Raw genomic sequence first — 19727 nt, forward strand, 5'->3', positions numbered from 1 at the left:
ACTGTTCCGGCGCCTCAAAGGCTTCCGGCGCATATTCTCGCGATTCGACAAGCTGGATGTGATGTTCATTGCCTTCATCAATTTCGCGCTCATCGTTGATGGGCTTAGATAGTGTGAACACGCCCTAGGCCAGGGCCAGCAGGCTGTCGGCCACTTCGCGTGGATATTCGAGCGGAGACAGGTGCCGCGCGCGAGGCAGGATGCACAGCGTCGAGCCGGAAATGGCGTCGGCAAGCGCCTGCGCCATGGCCACGGGAGTGGCGTAGTCTTCTTCGCCGACCAGGATGCGGGTGGGGGCTTCGATGCGGGAGAGGTCCGCACGCTGGTCCATGTTGCCCAGCATGCGGCAGGTTTCCAGGTAGGCGGGCATGTCGTTGGCAAGGAATATCCGCTTGCAGTGTTCGACCACGTCGGGATGGTCGCGGCGGAAGTCGTCGGTGAACCAGCGCGTTTCCTGGAATGCGATCAGGCTCGCGAGTCCGTCCTGTACAGCTTTCCGGCCGCGTCCTTCCCAGTCGGCAGGCGCGGTGGCGCCATACCATGCGGTCGTGTCGAACAGCCCAAGGCCTGCGGTTCGGCGTGGATGGCGGATGCCGAAGGCCAGGGCGACGCTGCCGCCCATCGAGGCTCCGCCGACCACGGCGCGCTCCCACCCCAGTGCGTCGAGCACGCTGGCGACGTCATCGGCGAAGGTCTCGATGCGGTAGGGACCTGCCGGTTTGTCCGAGCGGCCGTGTCCGCGCGCGTCCAACGCCGCGACCGCCGCGTCGGGCCCAAGTTCGGCCGCGACCGTGTCCCAGAAGCTGTGGTCCATGGCCAGGGAGTGGACCAGGGCGAAGCGGCGCTTCGCGCCGGCTTGGCCATGCAGGGCATAGGCGATGCGGGTGCCGTCCGCGGAAGAGGCGTAGTGCAATGGCGTTTCGGGCATCTCGATCTCTGCTCTTTCTGCTCGGATTAGTCGACCTTGCCGATGCGTTGCACGGCCTGGATTTGTCCTTCCGCGTCTTCCTTCCAGAATTTGGCGAAGTCCGCGGTGTTCAGATATTTGATGGGCAGGCCGGCGCCTTCCTCGATGACTTTTTGCACGCGGGCGTCTTCAACGGCGAATTTGACCGCTTCGCCCAGCTTTTCGAGCACCGGGGACGGGGTGCCGGCGGGGGCGAACAGGCCGCTCCACTGATAGAACTCGACGTTGTAGCCCAGCGATTTCAGGCTGGGTAGCTTGGGGAAGGCTTCGACGGGTTCGCTGCCCCAATGGGCCAGCAGCCGTACCGCGCCGCTGTCCACGTGCTGCTTGACCGATCCGGGCGAGACGGCCAGAGCCTGGATCTGCTTGCCCATCAGGGCCATCATGGCCGGGCCGGCCCCGCCGTAGGGAACGTGCAGGGTCTTCATGCCGGCCGCGTTGGCCAGCGACGCCATGTACATGTGCAGCGTGCCGTAGACGCCCGACGATCCATAGGTGATCTGTTCTTTGCGGGCATGGTCGATGAACTCCTGCGCCGTTTTCCACGGGCTGTCGCTGCGGACCGCGAGCACGGCAGGATCCGCCGTGATGCGGGCGATCGGGGCGAACTGGTCGACCTGGTACATCGGCTGGCGGCCGATCAGCTTGTCGGCCGTCGGCATGCTCGAGATTGCCGGCAGCGACATCAGGATGGTGTAGCCGTCCGGCTTGGCACGTGCGGTATGGGCGATTCCCACTGCGCCTCCCGAGCCCACCTTGTTTTCCACGATCACGGGTTGGCCCAGCTTGCGCGCCATGGCCTCGGCCACCGGACGCGCCACCGCGTCGGTCACGCCCCCGGGGGCAAAGGGCACGATCATGGTGATGGGGCGGGCGGGCCACTCCTGGGCCTGGGCGGTGCCTGCCGCGAGGGTGGCGGCGATCGCCGCGGCGACGACGTACTGGTTCATGTCTGCTCCTTGGTTCTTGGTCATTCGTCGAGAACGTGGCTCCATTTCTGGCGGGTTGCGGCCTGCAGCGACTTGCTGGCCTCGGCTACGCCGGGAAACCGGGCCAGGTAGTCGTACGGCCGGCACGCGTCGATGACGGCCTTGGAGTTGAACGGCGTGTCGGTGCCGAAAGTGACGAACAGCGGATCGTTCTTCGATCCCATGCCGCGCCGGACGATGTCGATGTCGCGCTCGGGGTCGGAGCGCGTGGCCACCGCCCACATCACCTCCTGCAGATTGGCCGGGTCGATGTCTTCGTCCACCACCACCGCCCAGCGCGACATGTAGGCCCCCACGCCGCAGTTGAGCAGCAGGTGGCCGGCCTGCCTCGCATGGCCCGGATAACGCTGCTTGATCGATACCACGTTGAACATGCGAGCGCCGCCGATCTCGTGCGCCCATACCGCCTGGACGTCGGGTACGCCCGCGGCCTGCAGGGCGTCCATCAGCAGCGCCGAACGCATCACGGCCTTCGAGTACGAATAGTCGTTGGGCGGCTTGGCGGGCGGGCTGCCCAGCAGAATGGGCCGTGAGCGATGGTAGATGTGTTCGATCGTGACTACGGGCGATACGCCTTGCTTGCCGGGGTAGTAGCCATGGAACTCGCCGAACGGGCCTTCCTCTTTCATGTCGCCGGGGTGGGCCCAGCCTTCGATCACGATCTCGGCGGCGGACGGGAAGGGCAGGCCGGTGGCCTGGCCGCGCACGACCTCCACCGGCTGCCCGAGGATGGCGCCGATGTAGTTGTACTCGCACATGCCGTAGGGCACTTCGATGCCCGAGATGGTGTAGCCCAGCGGGTCGCAGCCCAGCACGATGGCCACGGGAAAGGGCTTGCCGGCGGCCACGTGCTTGTCGTACTGGATGGCGCCGTGCTTGCCGGGGATCATGTCCAGGCCGACGTGGTTGCGGTCATGGATCATGACGCGGTAGGTGCCGACGTTGACCCAGTCCGAGTCGAGGTCCTTCGTGACCACCATGCAGCCGGTGCCGATGTAGCGGCCGCCATCCTTTTCGTGCCAGAGCGGCGCGGGGAAGGCGGACACGTCCACGTCCCTGCCCGAGACCACATGTTCGAACACGGCGCCGTTTCCAACTTGCACAGGGTCGTATTCCGCGGCGCGGCTCTTCCAGGCATTGGGCCGGCCGCGCAGCTTGCCGACCAGATCCTGGTGGCCCGAGACATCGCCCAGCCGCAGGATACTGGCCAGGCGCACCGCATTCGAGGTGGTGCAGGTGAGTACGCGGTGGCCGGATGGGTAGCCGGGAATGTCGTCGAACAGCAGTGCCTTGGGGTCGGCCTTCTTGACGTTCAGCTCGGCGATCGCGCCCAGTTCCAGGTTCCAGTCCGCGCCCGAGACGCGCTTGAGCTGCTTGTCGGCGTCGATGTCGGCAAGCCACTGCCGCAAGTCCAATCCGTGTGCCTTGGTGTGTGTCGTCATTCAGGATCCGTGGTGGTCGTGCCGCGCCGCTTGCGGCGTTCAGGGTTCGATCCTGGCGCGCTCGATCACGCCGCGGACGTTCTTCAGGTCGAACTCGATGCGTTGCTTGAATTCGGCCGGCGGCATGCCGCCCACGGTGGCGCCGTTCTCGGCGAAGCGCTGGATCACGTCGGGAGCCGCGAGGGTCTTGGCCACTTCGCGGTGCAGGATCTCGATAATGGTGTCGGGCGTGCCCTTGGGCGCGAACATCCCCACCCAGTTCGAGGCGTCCACACGCGGCACGCCCGCGCCCTGGGCGGTCTTCCATTCGGGGTGGTCGGCCATGCCGCGGCGGGTCAGCAGGCCCACCACATGCACGCGCCCGCTCTTCACGTGGGGCAGCACGGCCGGCACGGCCACCACGCCCAGCGGCACTTCACCGCCGGCAACCGCCGCCATGGCCGGCGCGCCGCCCTTGTAGGGAACGTGCATGAGTCTGATGCCGGACTCCAGCGCGAACCATTCGCCGCCCAGGTGGTTGTAGCTGCCCGCGCCGGGGGACGAGAACGCGAGCGAATCAGGCTTGGCCTTGGCCGCCTTGATTACGTCGTCGAAGGTCTTGTAGGGCGTGGCGGCATTGGCCACCAGCAGCAGCGGCGTGTCGCTGACCAGGGTGATGGGCTTGAAGTCGCGATCGAGATCGTAGGGAACGTGCTTGAAAAGCGCCGGGTTCACCGAGAATTCGCCGGTATGCGCCATCAGCAGCGTGTAGCCGTCGGCGGGCGCCTGGGCCACGTTGCTCACCGCGATAAAGCCATTGCCACCGGGCTTGTTCTCGACGATGACATTCCAACCCAGGCGCTCGGTCAACTTCTGGGCCAGCAAGCGGGCCGTGACGTCGACCACGCCGCCCGCGGCAAAAGGCACGACCATGCGGATCGGCCGGCTGGGATAGTCCTGGGCGTGGGCTGCGCCCACGGCTGCGAGCATGAGCGCCGCAAGCAATGTCTTCGATGTTCTCACTGGTGTCTCCGCCTGGGGGGGCCGGATCGGTGTCCGGCTTGTCATCGGTCCGGCGAATTGTGCCGACGCCGGCGGAGTGCGCCAAATGAAATGTCCTAATGACAGGCATGAGCCGTTTTATTGACCGCGCGGAGGGCTTCTCGCGCGATCGCGGTCGTCGGGTCGAACCATGGCGTTCAGTGTGCCTCGACCAGGTCTCGCAGCGCCGCGTCGCGGATGGCCAGCACTTCGAACAGACCGAGGGCCCGCAGCGCCGGCAAGGCATCGAGGATGTCGCGCTCGGCGCGCATGCGGGCGCCGGGATCCGAGGCCGGGTCGCACCATGTCCGGGCGTTGGCCAGGAAGGCGCCGACGCTGCCTTTGCGGATGACCACGCCGTTGCGTTCGACGGTGTCGAGATGGTCGGGAAGAATGTCCTGGGCTTGCATATCGTTTCCTCATGGCTGGGCGGAATCCAGGATAGGACAGGCGGGATGGCCTGGATACGCTATAAAGGACATTCGATAGCTTGTTCAGGCCAATCATGCCAATATCCTGGATTTCCTCCGTGGACGCCTCGGCGGACGATGGGCCACCGGTCCTGGCCGTGTCGCGGCGGACGGGGGCCGTGCGCCTGACCCGCCGCCACCGGCATGGGCGGGGCCAGTTGCTCGGCGCCATGCAAGGCCTGCTGTCGGTCGAAGCCGGCGGCAGCCGGTGGGTGGTGCCGGCCACCCACGCGGTATGGATACCGCCCGGCGTGCCGCACGGCGCGCGCTCGCATGGTCCGTTCGCGGGGTGGAGCGTCTATGTCGTTCCATCGGCGTGCCGGGATCTGCCGCGCCAGCCTTGTCTGCTGGCCGTATCCGGCTTGTTGCGCGAGGCGGCGGCACGCGCATCCTCGTGGACGGCCGGCGCACCGCTGGATGCGGCGCAATTGCGCGTGGCGGGCGTGATCCTCGACGAAATCCGCAGTTCGCCCCACGAGACCTTGGGGCTGCCCATGCCGCGGGACGAACGTCTGTTGAAAATCGCCAGGGCGCTGTCCGACCGTCCGGACGACGATCGCCGCCTGGAGGAATGGGCGGCATGGGCGGCTGTCGCGCCACGCACGCTTACGCGGCGTTTTCGCGTCGAGACCGGATTCAGTTTCACCGCATGGCGCCAGCGCGTGCGGCTCTTGCGCGCGATGGAGATGCTGGCCGCGGGGAAGGCGGTGACCACCGTGGCGCTGGATCTCGGCTACGACAACGTGAGCGCGTTCATTGCGCTGTTCCGCCGGACGTTCGGCGTGACGCCGGGGCGCTATCTCGCCTCGGGTTGAGTCCGGCTCGCTTGCCGACGCGAAGGCCCGCATGCGGCAGGCATGAACCTTGCCGGCTGGCCGAGGCTTACCGCCTGGAGCTATCGATGAGCATGCATATCGAAACCGCGCCGCCCGACGTGGTCGTGGTGCCGGATCAGGAGCCCGCTTCGCTGGACACGTGCCGGCGTTGCCGGCTGTGGCACGACGCCACGCAGGGGGTGGCGGGCGAAGGGCCGAAGCGCGCGCCGATCATGATGGTGGGAGAGCAGCCCGGCGACAAGGAAGACCTGGCCGGCAGGCCTTTCGTGGGGCCGGCCGGCGCATTGCTGGACTCGGCGCTGGCCGATGCCGGCGTGGACCGCGACGAGGTCTTCGTCACCAACGCGGTCAAGCATTTCAAATGGTCGCTGCGCGGCAAGCGCCGCATGCACAAGACCCCGGGCCAGCGCGAGATCGAGGCCTGCCGGTACTGGCTGGAAAAAGAGTATGCCGCGGTCGATCCCCTCATCGTGGTGGCGCTGGGAGCGACGGCGCTGAAGTCGGTCCTGCACGACTACCGCGCCGGCTTGCGCGACAAGCTGGGCGAGGTGCTGCCTTGCGGCGGGCGGCTCGTCGTGCCGACCTATCATCCGTCCTACGCCCTACGCGCGCCGGATGCGGCCGCGCGCCAGGAAGCCTACGACACCATCGTCGCGGCCTTGAAGCGCGCCGGCGAGCTCGCGCACGAGCGCGCCGGCAGGTGAGCCACGCGTCAGCGCTTGGCTTGCGCATGCGGTATGCGCGCCAGTTCCAGGTATCGCGAGGCAATGTCGTCCTGGTGGTCCTCCAGCCACTTGGCCATGGCTTCTTCCTCGGCAAGAATGCGTTCGCACACCTGCTGCGTCTGGGTGTCTCCCACGGTTCGGGCGGCACCGATGAGGTTGCGGTACGCCGCGATCTCCAGATGCTCGAAGGCATAGCTGAACATGGCGCCCTTGACGACTTCGTCGGTGGCGAACATGCCGGAAATGCCCTGGGCCATCGCCATGGCCTTGCCAGCCAGATCCTTCAAGGTAGAGTTGTCGCCGCCACGCCGCTCTATGCAGGTGACCAGCAATTGAGCCTGGTTCCTGGTTTCTTCCAGATGCTGCTCGATACGTTGCTTCAGGTCCGGGTAGTTTTCCAGGCGGCCGGCCATCGAATTCAGCATGGTTTCCGCCTGTTTCTCCATGGCATGGGCATCACGCAGCCAATCCATGAAGTGGTGGGCGGCGACGTCATCCGTACGTTGGTCCATGTTCGCTCTCCATTGAGTGTCGAAAGGGCGCAAGCCATGCGCGATGGCCCGCCGCTTCCGGCTCCGCAGATTTCGTACCCGGCGGGGCGTTCAAGACGCGAGCGGGGCACGGCGCTTGCTGCGGTTTCCTTCGTGCATGGAGGACGACATGATGAAACCACAGAACACCGGCGCGCCGGACCGCGAACCCCATCCCGAGGCCGATCCGCAGGTCGTGCGCACGCCTCGCCGCAGCGCGCAGGCGCCGGCCGAAGGGCCTGACGACTGGGGGAGGGACGGCGCCGTCGGCCGAGATGACGGCGCCGTCGGCAAGACTCAGCCTGCGCCGTCGGGCCGGGACCCCGGCGCCGCGTCCTGAAGCGGCGCCCTTCCTGTACTAGGCGTACTAGGGACGGCGGGCGGCATGGGCCGCGCCTAGCGCCGCGCCCACCAGCAGGACCGCGCACGCCGCCGCCAGCAGCGGTCCGCGGCCGCGTGTCGCCATGTGCGTATAGGCGCTGTGGCGATGGACCCGCCCCTGGCTTACCGGGGCTTCGCCGTCGCCCGGGGTCTCTAGTCCATCGTGGCGTTCGCGCGCGGGAATGCCGGTGCGCTGGTGCTTGACGAGCCAGTTCGCCATTCTGTCGGCCAGCCGCGGCATGCGCTGGCCGAAGTGACCGATGGCCTTCGCCGCGCCGCCCACGTAGATGTCGCGGCGAGGATGCTCGGCGGCATACAGGATGGCCCGGGCCGCGACCTCGGGCGCATAGACGGGCGGCGGCAGGCGCGGCTCCACGTCCATGTAATTGCGCGCATTGGCCGTGAACCGTGTGGCAATGGATGCCGGCTTGACCAGGGTGACCGACACGGGCACGCCTTCGGTTTCCAGTTCCATGCGCAGGGCATCGGTGAACCCCTTCACGGCATGCTTGGACGCCGAGTAGGCGCCTTGCAGCGGCACCGCGCGGTCCGACACTTCGCTGCCGACGTTGATGAGGGCGCCGCCGTGCTTGCGCAGATGCGCCACCGAGACGATCGAGCCGTAGACGACGCCCCAATAGTTGGTGTCGAAGAGCTTGCGCTGGTCTTCCAGCGGCACGTCCTCGATGCGCCCATAGATCGAGACTCCGGCATTGTTGATCCAGGTGTCCACTGCGCCGTAGGTGTCGAGGGCGGTCTGCAGCAGCCGCTCGTGATCCTCGCGGCGACCCACGTCCGCCTGGACGGCGGTGGCCTGGCCGCCCGCCGCCCGCAGTTCCTCGGCCACCGCGTCCAGCCGTTCCTTGTCGCGGCAGGCGAGCACGAGCCGCGCCCCCTGGCGGGCGGCCTCGCGGGCGGTCGCCAGCCCTATGCCGCTGCTGGCTCCGGTGATGACGATGACCTGGTCGGCAAGTCGTTTCAGGCGGTATTTCATATCGGCTCTCCTGTCAGACGGGCAGGACGACGACTGACGCAGGGAGCGTGCCCGCCGCGCTACGGCCGAGCCCCCGCGGGCGTCGTGGCGAGGCGAGCGCTATGATGCGCACGCGGTTCGCCAGCCGCCAACCGGAGCATCGTGACATGCATACTTCCCCGCATTTCGGTTTCATCGGACTCGGCAACATGGGCCTGCCCATGGCGCGCCGCCTGCTCGCCGCCGGCCGCGGGACTACCGTCTGGAACCGCAGCGCCGGCAGATCGGCCGGACTTGGCGCGGCCGGCGCGCGGGTAGCGCGCACGCCGGCCGACGTGCTGCGCGCCGCCGACGTCGTCGGCATCTGCGTAAAGGACGGGCCAGCGGTCGAAGAAGTGGTCTTCGGACCCGACGGCCTTGCCAGCGCCGGTCGTTTCGCGACGAAGAAAATCGTGGTGGATTTTTCGACGATCGCGCCCGAACAGGCGCGGGACTTCGGCCGCCGCCTGTACGAGCGGACCGGGGCGTCGTGGCTGGATGCGCCCGTGTCGGGCGGCGTGCCGGGTGCGGAGCGCGGGACGCTGATCTGCTTTGTCGGCGGGGACGAGGCGGACCTGGAAGCGGCGCGGCCGTTCCTGGCCGCGCTGACGTCGCGCGTCACCCACATGGGGCCTGCGGGCGCCGGCCAGACCACCAAGATCTGCAATCAGATGATCGTGGCGGTGAACGTGCTCACCATTGCCGAGACCTATGGCCTGGCGCGCCGCGCCGGGGTGAACGTCGCCAGCCTCGCGAAGGCGCTGGCGGGCGGATTCGCCGATTCCCAGCCGCTGCAGATCTTCGGCCCGGCCATGGCGGCGGGCAGTTTCCAGCCGACCCGCACCGCGGTCGAACTGATGGCCAAGGACATCGGGATTTCGCAGGACATGGCGGCGGATCTCCAGGCCGACACGCCGGTGTCGGCCTTTTGCGCCGCGCTGTACCAGCGCATCCGGGAGCAGGATCCGGCCTTGTTCGCTGGCGACGTCTCCGGCCTGGTCCGGCGCTACGGCTGAGCCCGCGCGGGCGGGTACGCGTGTCATCGTATTTTCATTGATGTAACGGCGCTCAAGTGCGCTCCTTGCAGAGCCGATAAGGCGAGTGACACGCAACGGCGGGGTTCTCCGGAATCCCGCCGTTGCCGTTTGTGGGCCAGGGGTTTCATTAGGACGTCATGAAAATACGCAGCAAATTGTTCGCGTTGGGCACGGCCGGCATCGTCGCGCTGGCGGTGGTGGCCGGTTGTTCCGTGGTGGGACTGTTGCGCCTGAGCGCGGCGGTCGATGGTTTTGCGCGCCACCGGGTGCCGGCGCTGGTGGCGCTGGGCGCGCTCCGCGAGGGGCAGGTGCAGGTCGCGCGCCATAACCTCGAGCCGCTGCAATGGGTAGGCGAGTACTCCATCGAGGCCCGCAATGAATGGGAACGCATGCTGCAATCGAAGGCGCGTACCTGGGCAGCCATGGACGAGGCGCGCGCGGCGTTGGGCGACGGCGGCGTCTCGGAAGATGAAGAAAAAGCGCTGCAGGCCTTCGACGCGGCCTTTCATGCTTGGGCAGAAAAGGAACGGCCGCTTACCGATCTGCTCAAGCAACTGGTGGAGGTGGATTCGGAAGAGCGCCAGCGGTTTCTTTTCCTCAAGTACTTGGCCGCCTATTCGGCCCAGGAGTCCTATTACGTGCAGGCCCAGCAGGCCATGCAGGCCCTCGCCGGGACGGGGGCGCAGGCGGCGGCCGAGCGGGCGGCGGAGCTGCGGCAGGCGAGCCTGCGCCTGGCCTGGCTGATTGCCGGCGTCGGGATGGGGGCGATCCTGGCCATGCTGCTCGGCGCCTGGCGTGCGGGCAGCACGATCGTCGGCGCCATCGACGGCATGCGGGGGCGGCTGGCCTCGATCGCCGGCGACCTGGATTTCCGGCCGCGGGCGATGGTGCGGGGCAACGACGAAGTGGCCGACATGGCGCGGGCGCTCGATCAACTGGTGGGGCGCATGCGGTCATCGCTGGCCACGGTCCAGGGCCTCTCGGGGGCGATGAACGCGGCCGGCGACGAAGTATCGGCCGGCGCTGCGGGCGTGGCCGGCGGCGCGGCGCGGCAGAGCGAGGCGGCCGGGCGCATGGCCCAGTCCATGCAGGAGGTGGCCGCGAGCATGGACCAGGTGGCGGCATCGGTGGAAGAGGCGGTGGGACTGTCGCGGGCGGCATGCGAGCTGGCCGCCCGGGGTGGCGAATTGATAGGGACCGCGGGCGGCAGGATGGACGCCATCGCCGGACGCATGGCGGATGCTTCGCGCGCGCTGGAGGCGCTCGGCCGGCACGGCGCCTCCATCAGGGAAGTGGCCCGCCTGATTTCCGATATCGCCGCCCAGACCAAGCTCCTGTCGCTCAACGCCGCGATAGAGGCTGCGCGCGCGGGCGAGGAAGGCAGGGGATTCGCCGTGGTGGCCGAGCAGGTGAGGGTGCTGGCCGAGAAAAGCGCCGCTTCCAGCCATCAGATCGGCCTGACCGTGGAACGCATCGCCGACGAGACCATGGTGGCCGCCGAGCTGATGCGGGAAGTGGTGGAGGCCGTCGCGGTGGGGCAGTCGAGCGCCGGCGAGGCAGGGCGTTTCATGGGCGAACTGCATGCCGGATCGGCACGGGCCGCCGGCGTGGTGGCCGACATCGGGAACGCCTTGCGCGAACAGGCGGCCCTCAACGAGGGAGTGGTGCGGCACGTCGAAGAAGTGGCCGGCATGGCCGAGCACTACCGCGAGGCGGCGGGCGCGATGGCGGCCCAGGTCGCGGGCCTGCGGGAAACCGTCCGCAAGGTCGACGAAACCGTGAATTCGTTCAGGGTGTCGTAAGCCTTGGCCGACGCGGCTTTCCCCGGGGGCGGAAGGGGGGCGAGCGTTTCGGCTGACTCAGGGTTTGCGCTATACTTTCTGTCGGACCGGCATGGGTATGAAACATGCGTGTCCGACAGTTACCGGTAAGACAGTTTTGTTTGGCGCCGACTCGCAAGGTTTGAAGACGCAGCAGTCCGCGCAAAAACATACATCCTTGCATGTAAGTGTGGACTAGCGGTTTAGAATTGCGCCGGCCCCGGCCGGGGCCCAGCAGGCGGCATCTCTGGCCGTCCGTCGCAAGGAAGTCTGTCCGCTCCTGCCAATTTTTTGCCAATGACGCCTCGGGCAGCCTCATGCCTGTGGCGTTACTCGAACAGGTTGCCTGATGAATATCGAGAGTTACCTTCCTGTCCTGCTGTTCATCATCGTGGGCAGCGTCATCGGATTCGCGCTGATGTTCCTCGGCTCCGTGATCGGCCCTAGCCGGCCCGACAGCGAAAAGCTCTCGCCGTACGAATGCGGCTTCGAGGCGTTCGAGGATGCCCGCATGAAGTTCGACGTGCGGTACTACCTCGTGGCCATCCTGTTCATTCTCTTCGATCTCGAGATCGCGTTCCTGTTCCCATGGGCCATGGCCAACGAGCAGGTGGGCCTGCTGGGCTTCGGCACCGTGGCGGTATTTCTGGCCGTTCTCGTGGTCGGTTTCGTTTACGAATGGAAAAAGGGCGCGCTCGACTGGGAGTGATCCCAGGGCATGCCGAAGGACACCGGGTTTCATCAATGGCTATCGACGGAATTCTCAACGAAGGCTTCATCACCACGACGGCGGACAAGGTCATCAACTGGGCGAAGACCGGCTCGCTGTGGCCCATGACGTTCGGCTTGGCCTGCTGTGCGGTCGAGATGATGCATGCGGGCGCGGCGCGTTACGACCTCGACCGCTTCGGCATCATCTTCCGGCCGAGTCCGCGCCAGTCCGATCTGATGATCGTCGCGGGCACGCTCTGCAACAAGATGGCCCCGGCTTTGCGCAAGGTCTACGACCAGATGCCGGAGCCGCGGTGGGTGGTGTCCATGGGGTCGTGCGCCAACGGCGGCGGCTACTACCACTATTCCTACTCGGTGGTGCGCGGCTGCGATCGCATCGTCCCGGTCGACGTCTACGTCCCGGGCTGCCCGCCCACGGCCGAAGCGCTGGTGTACGGCTTGCTGCAGCTGCAGAACAAGATCCGGCGCACCAATACGATCGCGCGCTGACATCGATGCCGGTGCGCCTTCCCTTTCTCCTCATCATCCTGCCCGGACAGGCCGCCGCCTGCCCGGTGTCGTCTTTTGATCCGAGCGCTCATGACCAAGCTTGAAACCCTGCGCCAGAATCTGCTTCGCGCCTTGGGCGAAGACATCCGTCTCACGCTCGCCCTGGGCGAGCTGACGCTCGAGGTTCCGGTCGAACGATATATCGAGGTGTGCCGGACGCTGCGCGACGACGCCGGGCTGCGCTTCGAGAGCTGCATCGACCTGTGCGGCGTCGACTACTCGACCTACGGCAACGAGGTGCGCGAGACCGCGCGCTTTGCGGTGGTGCTGCACCTGACCTCGATCACCCACAACTGGCGCCTGCGCGTGCGTACGTACGCGCCCGACGACGACATGCCCGTCGTGCCTTCGCTGGTCGATGTCTGGCCCGGCGTCAACTGGTACGAGCGCGAAGCCTTCGACTTCTACGGAGTGCTGTTCGAAGGCCATCCGGACCTGCGCCGCATCCTTACCGATTACGGCTTCATCGGCCATCCGTTCCGCAAGGACTTCCCCCTGTCGGGCAACGTCGAGATGCGTTTCGACCCCGAGCAGAAACGGGTCATCTACCAGCCCGTCACCATCGAGCCGCGCGAGATCATTCCTCGAGTCATTCGCGAAGACGGTTACGGAGCAGGGCGTTAATCATGGCAGAGATCAAGAACTACACCCTCAACTTCGGTCCGCAGCACCCGGCCGCGCACGGCGTGCTGCGCCTGGTGCTGGAGCTGGACGGCGAGGTCATCCAGCGCGCCGATCCCCACATCGGCCTGCTGCACCGCGCCACCGAGAAGCTGGCCGAGCACAAGACCTTCCTGCAGGCCTTGCCCTACATGGACCGCCTCGACTACGTGTCCATGATGTGCAACGAGCACGCCTACGTCATGGCGATCGAGAAGCTGCTGGGCATCGAGGTGCCGCTGCGGGCGCAGTACATCCGCGTCATGTTCGACGAGATCACCCGCATCCTGAACCACCTGATGTCGCTGGGCTCGCATGCGCTCGACGTCGGCGCGATGGCGGTGTTCCTCTATGCCTTCCGCGAGCGCGAGGACCTGATGGACTGCTACGAGGCGGTCTCGGGCGCCCGAATGCACGCGGCCTACTACCGTCCGGGCGGCGTCTATCGCGACCTGCCGGACCGCATGCCGCAGTATCGTCCGAGCAAGCTGCGCAGCGAAAGGGAAATGAAGGCGCTGAACGAGGACCGCTCCGGTTCCCTGCTGGATTTCATCGAGTCCTTCACCAACCGCTTCCCCGGCTACGTCGACGAATACGAGACGCTGCTGACCGACAACCGCATCTGGAAGCAGCGCCTGGTCGACGTCGGCATCGTCAGCCCCGAGCGCGCGAAGGCGCTGGGCTTCACCGGCCCCATGCTGCGCGGCTCGGGCGTCGAGTGGGACCTGCGCAAGATGCAGCCCTACGAGGTCTATGACCTGGTCCAGTTCGACGTGCCGGTGGGCGTCAACGGCGACTGCTACGACCGCTACCTGGTGCGGATCGAGGAAATGCGCCAGAGCAACCGCATCATCAAGCAGTGCGTAGAGTGGCTGCGCAACAATCCCGGCCCGGTCATGACGAGCAACCACAAGGTCGCCCCGCCCAGCCGCGCCGAGATGAAGACCGGCATGGAAGAGCTGATCCACCACTTCAAGCTCTTCACCGAAGGTTTTCACGTGCCGCCGGGCGAGGCGTACTCGGCCGTCGAGCACCCCAAGGGCGAATTCGGCATCTACCTGGTGTCCGACGGCGCCAACAAGCCGTATCGCCTGAAGATACGGGCTCCGGGCTTTGCCCACTTGCAATCGCTGGACGAGATGGCGCGCGGCCACATGATCGCCGACGCCGTCACGATTATCGGCACGCAGGACATCGTGTTCGGCGAGATCGACCGCTGAAGCCATGACCGCGTCCCAACCGGATACCACCATGCTGCTTTCCGAACAGGCCCTCAAGAAGATCGACCGCGAAGTCTCCAAGTACCCGGCCGACCAGAAACAGTCCGCCGTGATGGCGGCGCTGGCCATCGCGCAGGACGAGAAGGGCTGGCTGTCGCAAGAGGTGATGGAAGAAGTGGCGAAGGTCCTCGACATGGCGCCCATCGCCGTGCAGGAAGTCGCCACCTTCTACAACATGTACAACCTCAAGCCGCTGGGCAAGTACAAGATCTCTGTCTGCACCAATCTGCCCTGTGCGCTTCGCGACGGCGAGAAGGCCGGCCACTACCTCAAGCAGAAGCTGGGCGTCGGCTACAAGGAAACCACCGCCGACGGCCTGTTCACGCTGGTCGAGGGCGAGTGCATGGGGGCCTGCGGCGACGCGCCGGTCCTGCTGGTGAACAACAAGCGTATGTGCATTCAGATGTCCGAGGCCAAGCTCGACGCCCTCGTCGATGAGTTGAAGGCCGAGGCGAATGCCGGAGGTGCAAAATGAGCGTGGCCGAACCGGTCATCAGCACGGCGTTCCACAACCGCCACATCGACCCGCAGATCATGGCGGGCCTGGACGGCAGCAACTGGCGCCTGAACGATTACGTTGCGCGCGGCGGCTACGAGGCCCTGCGCAAGATCCTGTCCACGGGCATGACGCCCGAGCAGGTCATTGCCGAAGTCAAGTCCTCCGGGTTGCGCGGCCGCGGCGGCGCGGGCTTTCCCACCGGCCTGAAGTGGAGCTTCATGCCGCGCACGTTCCCGGGCCAGAAGTACCTGGTCTGCAACTCCGACGAGGGCGAGCCGGGCACGTTCAAGGACCGCGACATCCTGCGCTACAACCCGCACATCGTGATCGAGGGCATGGCCATCGCCGCCTACGCGATGGGCATCACTGTGGGCTACAACTACATCCACGGCGAGATCTTCGAGGTGTACGAGCGTTTCGAGGAAGCGCTGGAAGAGGCGCGGGCCGCCGGCTTCCTGGGCAACAACATCCTCGGTTCGAACTTCAGCTTCCAGCTGCACGCCCACCATGGCTACGGCGCCTACATCTGCGGCGAGGAAACCGCGCTGCTCGAGTCGCTGGAAGGCAAGAAGGGCCAGCCGCGCTTCAAGCCGCCGTTCCCGGCCAGCTTCGGCCTGTACGGCAAGCCGACCACCATCAACAACACCGAGACCTTCGCCGCTGTGCCCTGGATCATCCGCAACGGCGGCGACGCCTACCTGCAGGTGGGCAAGCCCAACAACGGCGGCACCAAGCTGTTCTCGGTCTCGGGCGACGTCGAGTATCCCGGCAATTTCGAAGTGCCGATGGGCACGCCGTTCTCCAAGCTGCTGGAACTGGCCGGCGGCGTGCGCGGCGGCCGCAAGCTTAAGGCCGTGATCCCGGGCGGCTCCAGCGCCCCCGTGGTGCCCGCCGACATCATGATGGACTGCACGATGGACTACGACTCGATCGCCAAGGCCGGGTCGATGCTGGGGTCGGGCGCGGTCATCGTGATGGACGAGACGCGCTGCATGGTGAAGTCGCTGCTGCGCCTGTCCTACTTCTATTTCGAGGAAAGCTGCGGTCAGTGCACGCCGTGCCGCGAAGGCACGGGCTGGCTGTACCGCGTGGTCCATCGCATCGAGAGCGGCAAGGGCCGCCCGGAAGACCTGGACCTGCTCGATTCGGTGGCTGGCAACATCATGGGCCGCACCATCTGCGCGCTGGGCGATGCCGCGGCGATGCCGGTGCGGGGCTTCCTGAAGCACTATCGCGACGAGTTCATGTACCACATCGAGCACAAGCACTGCCTGGTGCCGGAGTACCTGTAGCCGCCGCGGCCCGCCCCGCAACGAAAGACTTTACCGAAACGCACACGCCCCGCCCGACGACGGGGCAAACGGAAATAAGATGGTTGAAATTACGATCGACGGCAAGACAGTGGAGGTGGCCGAGGGCAGCATGATCATGCATGCCGCCCAGAAGGTCGGCCTCTACGTGCCGCATTTCTGCTATCACAAGAAGCTGTCGATCGCGGCCAATTGCCGCATGTGTCTGGTCGACGTGGAAAAGGCCCCCAAGCCGCTGCCCGCCTGTGCTACTCCGGTCAGCAACGGCATGGTGGTCCACACCGCTTCCGAGAAGGCCATCAACGCCCAGAAGGGCGTGATGGAGTTCCTGCTGATCAACCACCCGCTCGATTGCCCTATCTGCGACCAGGGCGGCGAGTGCCAGCTGCAGGACCTGGCGGTTGGCTACGGCGGCTCGTCCTCGCGCTACGCCGAGGAAAAGCGTGTGGTGTTCCACAAGAACCTCGGCCCGCTGGTGTCGGCCGAGGAAATGACCCGCTGCATCCACTGCACCCGCTGCGTGCGCTTCGGCCAGGAAATCGCCGGCGTCATGGAGCTGGGCATGCTCAACCGCGGCGAGCATTCCGAGATCACCACCTTCGTGGGCCGCGCGGTCGAGTCCGAGCTGTCGGGCAACATGATCGACCTGTGCCCGGTCGGCGCGCTGACCTCCAAGCCGTTCCGCTACAGCGCCCGTACCTGGGAGCTGGCTCGCCGCAAGTCCATCAGCCCGCATGACAGCATCGGCGCCAACCTGATCGTCCAGGTCAAGAATGACCGCGTGATGCGGGTCGTGCCGTTCGAGAACGAGGCCGTCAACGAGTGCTGGATCAGCGACCGCGACCGCTTCTCGTACGAAGGACTGAACAGCGAGGACCGCCTGACCGCGCCGATGGTGCGCGGCACCGACGGCCAGTGGAAAGAGGTGGAATGGGCCGAGGCGCTCGACTTCGTCGCCGCCGGCCTGCAGTCGGTCAAGAACAGCTACGGCGCCGGCCAGATCGGCGCCTTGGCGGCCCAGTACGCGACCACCGAGGAATTCGCCCTGTTGGCGCGGCTGGTGCGCGCGCTCGGTTCCGACAACATCGATTTCCGGCTGCGCCAGACCGACGCCGGCTTCGATGCGGCCCGCAGCGGCGCGCCGTGGCTGGGTATGGCGCTGGCCGACATCGGCACGCTCGACCGCGTGCTGGTGGTCGGCTCGTTCCTGCGCAAGGATCATCCGCTCCTGGCCCAGCGCCTGCGCCAGGCCGCCAAGGCCGGCACGCAGGTCGTCCTGGTCGACGTGGCGGCCGACGATCCGCTGATGCCCGTTGCCGAGCGCGTCACGGTCGCGCCGGCGGCGTTGCCGTCGGTGCTGGCCGAGATCGCCGTGGCGCTCGCGCGGGCCAAGGAAGTGGCCGTCGCCCCCGAGTTGGCCGACGTGCAGCCGGGCGAGGCGGCCACCCGCATCGCCGCGCTGCTGGCCTCCGGTGAAAACGCGGCCGTGCTGCTCGGCAACCTGGCCGTGCAACATCCCCAGGCCAGCACGCTGGCCGCCAATGCGCAGCTGATCGCCCAAGCCGCGGGCGCCCGCCTGGGCTTCACGACCGAGGGCGGCAACACCGTCGGCGGCTACCTGGCCGAAGCGGTGCCCATGCGCGGCGGCAAGACCGCGGCCCAGATGTTCGCCGAGCCCCTCAAGGCCTATATCGTGGTGCATGCCGAGCCGGCGCTGGACGCCGACAATGGCGTGGCCGCCGTGCGGGCGCTGCGGTCGGCGCAGTTCAACGTGGCGCTGACCCCGTACCGGTCGGCCGCCCAGGACTGGGCCCACGTCATGCTGCCGATCGCGCCCTTTACCGAGACCTCGGGCACGTTCGTCAACGCCGAGGGCAGGGCGCAGAGCTTCAAGGGCACCGTGCGCCCGCTGGGCCAGACCCGCCCGGGCTGGAAGGTGCTGCGCGTGCTGGGCAATGCGCTGGAACTGCCAGGCTTCGACGACGAGACCTCGGAGTCGGTGCGCGACGCGGTACTGGCTGGCGAGATCGCTCCCCGCCTGTCCAATGCCATCGGCGCCAAGCCGGGCGTGGGCCAGCCGGCCCAGGGCCTGCAGCGCGTGGCCGACGTGCCGGTGTATTTCAGCGATGCCATCGTGCGCCGCGCGGAGTCGCTGCAGGCTGCGCCGGCCGCCGACGCACCGGAGGCGCGCGCCAACGCGGCCACCCTGGCCGGCCTCGGCCTGGCCGACGGCGACCGGGTGCGCGTGAAGTCCGCCACCGGTTCGGTCGAACTCTTTCTTTCCCTGGATGACACGGTGCCTGCCGGCGCCGTGCGTGTTGCCGCCGCCCATGCCTCGACCTTCGCACTGGGCAGCGCGTTCGAACAACTCAGCGTGGAGCGTGCCTGATGCAGTGGATCGACGTCCTTCAGGCTCATGGAACGGAGCTGATCGGCCCGGTGGCCTGGTCGGTGGTGTGGAACATCGTCAAGATCGTCTGCATCGCGGTGCCCATCATCCTGTGCGTGGCTTACCTCACGTACTGGGAACGCAAGATGATCGGCTGGATGCACATCCGCCTCGGCCCCAACCGCGTCGGTCCCAAGGGGCTGCTGCAGCCGTTCGCCGACGTGCTCAAGCTGCTGACCAAGGAAGTGATCGTTCCCAGCAACGCCAACAAGGTGCTGTACATCGTGGCGCCCGCCGTGGTGCTGATGCCGGCGCTGGCCGCCTGGGCAGTGGTGCCGTTCGGCCCCGAGGTCGTGCTGGCCAACGTCAACGCCGGCCTGCTCTACATCATGGCGATCACCTCGCTGGGCGTCTACGGCGTGATCATCGCCGGCTGGGCGTCGAACTCGAAGTACGCCTTCCTGGGTGCGCTGCGCGCTTCGGCGCAGATGGTGTCCTATGAACTGGCCATCGGCTTCGTGCTGGTGACGGTGCTGCTGGTGTCCGGCAGCCTGAACATGAGCGAGATCGTCCTGAAGCAGGCAGACGGCCGCTTCGCCGGCATGGGCCTGTCGTTCCTGTCCTGGAACTGGCTGCCGCTGTTGCCGCTGTTCGTGATCTACGTGATCTCCGCCGTGGCGGAAACCAACCGCCACCCGTTCGACGTGGTCGAAGGCGAGTCGGAGATCGTGGCGGGCCACATGGTGGAATATTCGGGCATGACCTTCGCCCTGTTCTTCCTGGGCGAATACGCCAACATGATCCTGTTGTCCGCGCTGGCTTCGATCATGTTCCTGGGCGGCTGGCTGCCTCCCATCGACGTGGCGCCCTTCACCTGGGTGCCGGGCTGGATATGGCTGGCGCTCAAGACGTTCGTCGTGGTCTCGATGTTCATCTGGTTCCGTGCGTCTTTCCCGCGCTACCGCTATGACCAGATCATGCGCCTGGGCTGGAAGATCTTCATCCCGCTGACGCTGGTCTGGCTGCTCGTGGTGGCGGTCTGGATGCAGACGCCCTGGAACATCTGGAAGTAAACGCCC

The 19727-nt window shown here is 66.8% G+C and carries 20 protein-coding genes and 1 pseudogene; 14 read left to right on the forward strand and 7 right to left on the reverse strand.

Translation table 11 applies throughout. The features are described 5' to 3' along the window. Window positions 1–112, forward strand: a pseudogene (locus CDO44_RS04340) (IS5/IS1182 family transposase); the annotation flags it as partial. Between the two features lie 12 nt (window positions 113–124). Here CDO44_RS04340 and CDO44_RS04345 read toward each other — a convergent pair. From CDO44_RS04345 to CDO44_RS04365, 5 genes are all read right to left on the reverse strand, one after another. After that, entirely contained in the window at window positions 125–928 is an 804-nt protein-coding gene (locus CDO44_RS04345; RefSeq protein ID WP_087779223.1) for an alpha/beta fold hydrolase, read from the reverse strand. Window positions 929–954: 26 nt separating this feature from the next. Then, window positions 955–1917, reverse strand: coding sequence for a tripartite tricarboxylate transporter substrate binding protein (locus tag CDO44_RS04350; protein ID WP_087779224.1), 963 nt, complete (start codon window positions 1915–1917; stop codon window positions 955–957). A 20-nt stretch (window positions 1918–1937) separates the two neighbouring features. Next, window positions 1938–3398 carry a UbiD family decarboxylase gene (locus CDO44_RS04355; protein ID WP_087779225.1) on the reverse strand — a complete coding sequence of 487 codons (1461 nt, stop codon included), beginning with the start codon at window positions 3396–3398 and terminating at the stop codon, window positions 1938–1940. Window positions 3399–3437: 39 nt separating this feature from the next. Further along, a complete protein-coding gene (locus CDO44_RS04360) occupies window positions 3438–4400 on the reverse strand; it encodes a tripartite tricarboxylate transporter substrate binding protein (RefSeq protein WP_158213201.1) in 963 nt (320 codons plus the stop codon). A 176-nt stretch (window positions 4401–4576) separates the two neighbouring features. Further along, complete coding sequence (locus CDO44_RS04365; protein WP_087779227.1) at window positions 4577–4828, reverse strand: hypothetical protein; 252 nt, start codon at window positions 4826–4828, stop codon at window positions 4577–4579. A gap of 95 nt (window positions 4829–4923) precedes the next feature. On the opposite strand from CDO44_RS04365, the gene CDO44_RS04370 reads away from it, so the two are divergent. Beyond that, window positions 4924–5703: a helix-turn-helix transcriptional regulator gene (locus tag CDO44_RS04370; protein ID WP_087779228.1), complete on the forward strand. Its 780-nt coding sequence runs from the start codon at window positions 4924–4926 to the stop codon at window positions 5701–5703. 86 nt (window positions 5704–5789) lie between these two features. Then, the gene (locus CDO44_RS04375) at window positions 5790–6428 is read left to right on the forward strand and encodes a UdgX family uracil-DNA binding protein (RefSeq protein ID WP_087779229.1); all 639 of its coding nucleotides are present in this window, start codon (window positions 5790–5792) and stop codon (window positions 6426–6428) included. A gap of 8 nt (window positions 6429–6436) precedes the next feature. On the opposite strand, the gene CDO44_RS04380 is transcribed toward CDO44_RS04375, so the two are convergent. Next, window positions 6437–6961: a ferritin-like domain-containing protein gene (locus CDO44_RS04380; protein ID WP_233146041.1), complete on the reverse strand. Its 525-nt coding sequence runs from the start codon at window positions 6959–6961 to the stop codon at window positions 6437–6439. Between the two features lie 148 nt (window positions 6962–7109). Between CDO44_RS04380 and CDO44_RS04385 the strand changes: the two genes are divergently transcribed. After that, complete coding sequence (locus tag CDO44_RS04385; protein WP_087779230.1) at window positions 7110–7319, forward strand: hypothetical protein; 210 nt, start codon at window positions 7110–7112, stop codon at window positions 7317–7319. Window positions 7320–7346: 27 nt separating this feature from the next. Here the strand turns inward: CDO44_RS04385 and CDO44_RS04390 are convergent, their stop codons facing one another. Beyond that, the gene (locus CDO44_RS04390; RefSeq protein ID WP_087779231.1) at window positions 7347–8354 is read right to left on the reverse strand and encodes an SDR family oxidoreductase; all 1008 of its coding nucleotides are present in this window, start codon (window positions 8352–8354) and stop codon (window positions 7347–7349) included. Window positions 8355–8500: 146 nt separating this feature from the next. Here CDO44_RS04390 and CDO44_RS04395 point away from each other — a divergent pair, with 146 nt between their 5' ends. The 10 genes from CDO44_RS04395 to nuoH all read left to right on the forward strand — a co-directional run bounded on the left by CDO44_RS04395 (window position 8501) and on the right by nuoH (window position 19721). Then, window positions 8501–9388, forward strand: coding sequence for an NAD(P)-dependent oxidoreductase (locus CDO44_RS04395; protein ID WP_158213202.1), 888 nt, complete (start codon window positions 8501–8503; stop codon window positions 9386–9388). Between the two features lie 158 nt (window positions 9389–9546). Further along, entirely contained in the window at window positions 9547–11211 is a 1665-nt protein-coding gene (locus CDO44_RS28290; protein WP_087779233.1) for a methyl-accepting chemotaxis protein, read from the forward strand. Between the two features lie 367 nt (window positions 11212–11578). Then, window positions 11579–11938 carry an NADH-quinone oxidoreductase subunit A gene (gene ndhC, locus CDO44_RS04405; RefSeq protein ID WP_087779234.1) on the forward strand — a complete coding sequence of 120 codons (360 nt, stop codon included), beginning with the start codon at window positions 11579–11581 and terminating at the stop codon, window positions 11936–11938. A 35-nt stretch (window positions 11939–11973) separates the two neighbouring features. Next, window positions 11974–12450 (forward strand): NADH-quinone oxidoreductase subunit B family protein, encoded by a 477-nt coding sequence (locus CDO44_RS04410; protein WP_087779235.1) that lies wholly within the window; start codon window positions 11974–11976, stop codon window positions 12448–12450. Window positions 12451–12540: 90 nt separating this feature from the next. Then, entirely contained in the window at window positions 12541–13134 is a 594-nt protein-coding gene (locus tag CDO44_RS04415; RefSeq protein ID WP_087779236.1) for an NADH-quinone oxidoreductase subunit C, read from the forward strand. 2 nt (window positions 13135–13136) lie between these two features. Next, entirely contained in the window at window positions 13137–14390 is a 1254-nt protein-coding gene (locus CDO44_RS04420; RefSeq protein ID WP_087779237.1) for an NADH-quinone oxidoreductase subunit D, read from the forward strand. 31 nt (window positions 14391–14421) lie between these two features. Beyond that, a complete protein-coding gene (gene nuoE / locus CDO44_RS04425; protein ID WP_087779275.1) occupies window positions 14422–14925 on the forward strand; it encodes an NADH-quinone oxidoreductase subunit NuoE in 504 nt (167 codons plus the stop codon). Continuing rightward, window positions 14922–16241 (forward strand): NADH-quinone oxidoreductase subunit NuoF, encoded by a 1320-nt coding sequence (nuoF, locus tag CDO44_RS04430; protein WP_087779238.1) that lies wholly within the window; start codon window positions 14922–14924, stop codon window positions 16239–16241. The genes nuoE and nuoF overlap by 4 nt, the downstream gene beginning before the upstream one ends. Before the next feature lie 79 nt (window positions 16242–16320). Continuing rightward, window positions 16321–18648: an NADH-quinone oxidoreductase subunit NuoG gene (nuoG, locus tag CDO44_RS04435; RefSeq protein WP_087779239.1), complete on the forward strand. Its 2328-nt coding sequence runs from the start codon at window positions 16321–16323 to the stop codon at window positions 18646–18648. Beyond that, entirely contained in the window at window positions 18648–19721 is a 1074-nt protein-coding gene (gene nuoH, locus CDO44_RS04440; RefSeq protein ID WP_087779240.1) for an NADH-quinone oxidoreductase subunit NuoH, read from the forward strand. The genes nuoG and nuoH overlap by 1 nt, the downstream gene beginning before the upstream one ends. Window positions 19722–19727 lie beyond the last annotated feature (6 nt).

Source organism: Pigmentiphaga sp. NML080357 (assembly GCF_002188465.1).
In the GTDB taxonomy this organism is placed as follows: Bacteria; Pseudomonadota; Gammaproteobacteria; order Burkholderiales; family Burkholderiaceae_B; genus Pigmentiphaga.

What these genes read in the sequence shown, in the direction of transcription:
- CDO44_RS04410 (WP_087779235.1), top strand. Translation starts at nt 11,974, where the DNA reads ATGGCTATCGACGGAATTCTCAACGAAGGCTTCATCACCACGACGGCG.
- nuoH (WP_087779240.1), top strand. Translation starts at nt 18,648, where the DNA reads ATGCAGTGGATCGACGTCCTTCAGGCTCATGGAACGGAGCTGATCGGC.
- nuoE (WP_087779275.1), top strand. Translation starts at nt 14,422, where the DNA reads ATGCTGCTTTCCGAACAGGCCCTCAAGAAGATCGACCGCGAAGTCTCC.
- CDO44_RS04385 (WP_087779230.1), top strand. Translation starts at nt 7,110, where the DNA reads ATGATGAAACCACAGAACACCGGCGCGCCGGACCGCGAACCCCATCCC.
- CDO44_RS04415 (WP_087779236.1), top strand. Translation starts at nt 12,541, where the DNA reads ATGACCAAGCTTGAAACCCTGCGCCAGAATCTGCTTCGCGCCTTGGGC.
- CDO44_RS04375 (WP_087779229.1), top strand. Translation starts at nt 5,790, where the DNA reads ATGAGCATGCATATCGAAACCGCGCCGCCCGACGTGGTCGTGGTGCCG.
- CDO44_RS28290 (WP_087779233.1), top strand. Translation starts at nt 9,547, where the DNA reads ATGAAAATACGCAGCAAATTGTTCGCGTTGGGCACGGCCGGCATCGTC.
- nuoG (WP_087779239.1), top strand. Translation starts at nt 16,321, where the DNA reads ATGGTTGAAATTACGATCGACGGCAAGACAGTGGAGGTGGCCGAGGGC.
- CDO44_RS04420 (WP_087779237.1), top strand. Translation starts at nt 13,137, where the DNA reads ATGGCAGAGATCAAGAACTACACCCTCAACTTCGGTCCGCAGCACCCG.
- CDO44_RS04355 (WP_087779225.1), bottom strand. Translation starts at nt 3,398, where the DNA reads ATGACGACACACACCAAGGCACACGGATTGGACTTGCGGCAGTGGCTT.
- CDO44_RS04350 (WP_087779224.1), bottom strand. Translation starts at nt 1,917, where the DNA reads ATGAACCAGTACGTCGTCGCCGCGGCGATCGCCGCCACCCTCGCGGCA.
- nuoF (WP_087779238.1), top strand. Translation starts at nt 14,922, where the DNA reads ATGAGCGTGGCCGAACCGGTCATCAGCACGGCGTTCCACAACCGCCAC.
- CDO44_RS04395 (WP_158213202.1), top strand. Translation starts at nt 8,501, where the DNA reads ATGCATACTTCCCCGCATTTCGGTTTCATCGGACTCGGCAACATGGGC.
- CDO44_RS04380 (WP_233146041.1), bottom strand. Translation starts at nt 6,961, where the DNA reads ATGGACCAACGTACGGATGACGTCGCCGCCCACCACTTCATGGATTGG.
- CDO44_RS04370 (WP_087779228.1), top strand. Translation starts at nt 4,924, where the DNA reads ATGCCAATATCCTGGATTTCCTCCGTGGACGCCTCGGCGGACGATGGG.
- CDO44_RS04390 (WP_087779231.1), bottom strand. Translation starts at nt 8,354, where the DNA reads ATGAAATACCGCCTGAAACGACTTGCCGACCAGGTCATCGTCATCACC.
- CDO44_RS04345 (WP_087779223.1), bottom strand. Translation starts at nt 928, where the DNA reads ATGCCCGAAACGCCATTGCACTACGCCTCTTCCGCGGACGGCACCCGC.
- ndhC (WP_087779234.1), top strand. Translation starts at nt 11,579, where the DNA reads ATGAATATCGAGAGTTACCTTCCTGTCCTGCTGTTCATCATCGTGGGC.
- CDO44_RS04365 (WP_087779227.1), bottom strand. Translation starts at nt 4,828, where the DNA reads ATGCAAGCCCAGGACATTCTTCCCGACCATCTCGACACCGTCGAACGC.